Origin of the sequence: Sporobacter termitidis DSM 10068 (genome assembly GCF_900130065.1) — a bacterium.
Taxonomy (GTDB): domain Bacteria; phylum Bacillota; class Clostridia; order Oscillospirales; family Oscillospiraceae; genus Sporobacter; species Sporobacter termitidis.
In genome coordinates this window covers 1-2,931 of record NZ_FQXV01000032.1, presented here as the reverse complement: position 1 = coordinate 2,931, position 2,931 = coordinate 1, and the positions used below count along the sequence as shown (strand labels likewise).

1 rRNA gene is annotated in these 2,931 nt (G+C 52.9%); it reads left to right on the top strand.

Going from position 1 to position 2,931, the window contains the following annotated elements:
* Nucleotides 1–16 precede the first annotated feature (16 nt).
* Nucleotides 17–2,863: ribosomal RNA gene (locus tag BUB60_RS19390) — 23S ribosomal RNA — on the top strand.
* The last annotated feature ends 68 nt before the right edge of the window (nucleotides 2,864–2,931 follow it).

The following is a 2,931-nucleotide window of genomic DNA, read 5'->3' as shown; positions in this document are numbered from 1 at the left end:
GTCCGCGACGACGACAGGTCAAGCTAGAAAGAGCGCAAGGGGAATGCCTTGGCATCAGGAGCCGACGAAGGACGCGACAAGCTGCGATAAGCTACGGGGAGCGGCACATACGCATCGATCCGTAGATTTCCGAATGGGGAAACCCGGCAGAGCCATACTCTGTCAGCGTGCACTGAATCAAATAGGTGTACGTGGGGAACCGTCCGAACTGAAACATCTAAGTAGGACGAGGAAAAGACATCAACCGAGATTCCGCGAGTAGTGGCGAGCGAAAGCGGAAGAGGCCAAACCAGGAGACTTCGGTTTCCTGGGGTTCGGACTCACACAACGGCAGGATAGGTTAGCTGAACGGCATGGGAAGGCCGATCGGAGAGGGTGAGAATCCCGTAAGCGAAAACCGAATTCTGTTAGTGAGTATCCAGAGTACCGCCGGACACGTGAAACCCGGTGGGAAGACGGGAGGACCACCTTCCAAGCCTAAATACTACCTGATGACCGATAGAGAAGCAGTACCGTGAGGGAAAGGTGAAAAGCACCCCGGGAGGGGAGTGAAACAGTACCTGAAACCTTGTGCTTACAAGCACTCAGAGCACGTTAAAGTGTGATGAGGTACCTTTTGTAGAATGGTCCGGCGAGTTATTGTAATGAGCAAGCTTAAGGTATTCAGTACCGGAGGCGAAGGGAAACCGAGTCTTAACAGGGCGAATGAAGTTCGTTGCAATAGACCCGAAACCGGGTGACCTATCCATGAGCAGGTTGAAGTGGGGGTAAAACCCCATGGAGGACCGAACCGACCCCCGTTGCAATGGTGGCGGATGACTTGTGGATAGCGGAGAAATTCCAATCGAACTCGGAGATAGCTGGTTCTCCCCGAAATAGCTTTAGGGCTAGCGTTGTTTTAGATTAGCGGAGGTAAAGCACTGAATGAGCTAGGGGCCGATGAGGTTACTGAACTCTATCAAACTCTGAATGCCGCATAATTGATGAACAGCAGTCAGACAGTGTGAGATAAGTTTCATTGTCAAAAGGGAAACAGCCCAGACCCACAGCTAAGGTCCCAAATATATGCTAAGTGGAAAACGATGTGGAGTTGCGAAAACAACCAGGATGTTGGCTTAGAGGCAGCCACACATTAAAAGAGTGCGTAATAGCTCACTGGTCGAGTGACTCTGCGCGGAAAATGTAACGGGGCTAAGCATATAACCGAAGCTTGGGCTTCACGTAAGTGAGGGGTAGGGGAGCGTTCTGTACGGGGCGAAGCGTGAGCGGAAGCACACGTGGACTGTACAGAAGTGAGAATGCCGGAATAAGTAGCGAGAATTATGTGGGAATCATAATGGCCGAAAATCTGAGGTTTCTTGGGGAAGGTTCGTCCGCCCAAGGTAAGTCGGGAGCTAAGGCGAGGCCGAGAGGCGTAGTCGATGCACATACGGTTGAAATTCCGTAACCACCGAAAGATTTAAGCACACTGACACATGGAGATAGCCGAACCCCGGCGTTGGTCGACCGGGGCGCAAGGGACCGAACATCAGTAGGGAAGTCGGCGATGCTCTGTGGCGAGAAAAGGTGTGAGGGATATCTGAGGTGCCCGTACCGCAAACCGACACAGGTAGATGAGGAGAGAATCCTAAGGCCAACGGGAGAAGGGTTGTCAAGGAACTCGGCAAGTTAACCCCGTAACTTCGGGATAAGGGGAGCCACCGAAAGGTGGCCGCAGTGAAAAGGCCCAAGCGACTGTTTACCAAAAACACAGGTCTCTGCTAAATCGAAAGATGACGTATAGGGGCTGACGCCTGCCCGGTGCCGGAAGGTTAAGAGGAGAGCTTAGCAGCAATGCGAAGGTTTGAATTGAAGCCCCGGTAAACGGCGGCCGTAACTATAACGGTCCTAAGGTAGCGAAATTCCTTGTCAGGTAAGTTCTGACCCGCACGAATGGCGTAACGATTTGGGCACTGTCTCGACAGCCCGCCCGGCGAAATTGTAGTACTGGTGAAGATGCCAGTTACCCGCAACTAGACGGAAAGACCCCATGGAGCTTTACTGTAGCTTAATACTGGAGTTTGGTAATACATGTATAGGATAGGTGGGAGCCTAGGAAGTTCGGGCGTCAGCTCGAATGGAGGCGACGTTGGAATACCACCCTTGTGTTGCTGGATTTCTAACCTGCGGCCGTGAATCCGGTCGGGGGACACTGTTAGGTGGGCAGTTTGACTGGGGCGGTCGCCTCCCAAAAGGTAACGGAGGCGCTCAAAGGTTCGTTCAGCACGGACGGAAATCGTGCAGTGAGTGTAAACGCAAAAACGAGCCTAACTGCGAGACCGACGGGTCGAGCAGTAACGAAAGTTGGAGTTAGTGATCCGGCGGTATGTGCGTGGAAATGCCGTCGCTCAACGGATAAAAGCTACCCTGGGGATAACAGGCTGATCTCCCCCAAGCGTCCACAGCGACGGGGAGGTTTGGCACCTCGATGTCGGCTCGTCGCATCCTGGGGCTGAATTCGGTCCCAAGGGTTTGGCTGTTCGCCAATTAAAGCGGCACGCGAGCTGGGTTCAGAACGTCGTGAGACAGTTCGGTCCCTATCTGTTGCGGGCGAAGGAGAATTGAAGGGAGCTGTCCTTAGTACGAGAGGACCGGGATGGACATACCTCTGGTGCACCAGTTGTCGTGCCAACGGCATAGCTGGGTAGCTACGTATGGACGAGATAAACGCTGAAAGCATCTAAGCGTGAAACTCCCCCTAAGATAAGTTCTCCCATCCTTTAAGGAGTAAGGGTCGATGTAGACTACATCGTTGATAGGTCGGAGGTGTACGCACGGTAACGTGTTCAGCTGACCGATACTAATAACCCGAGGGCTTGACCTGACTATGCAGGCAAACTGGCCTTGCTCCATCATCGCATATTCTTCATTGTTCGGTTTTCAGGGCGCAGG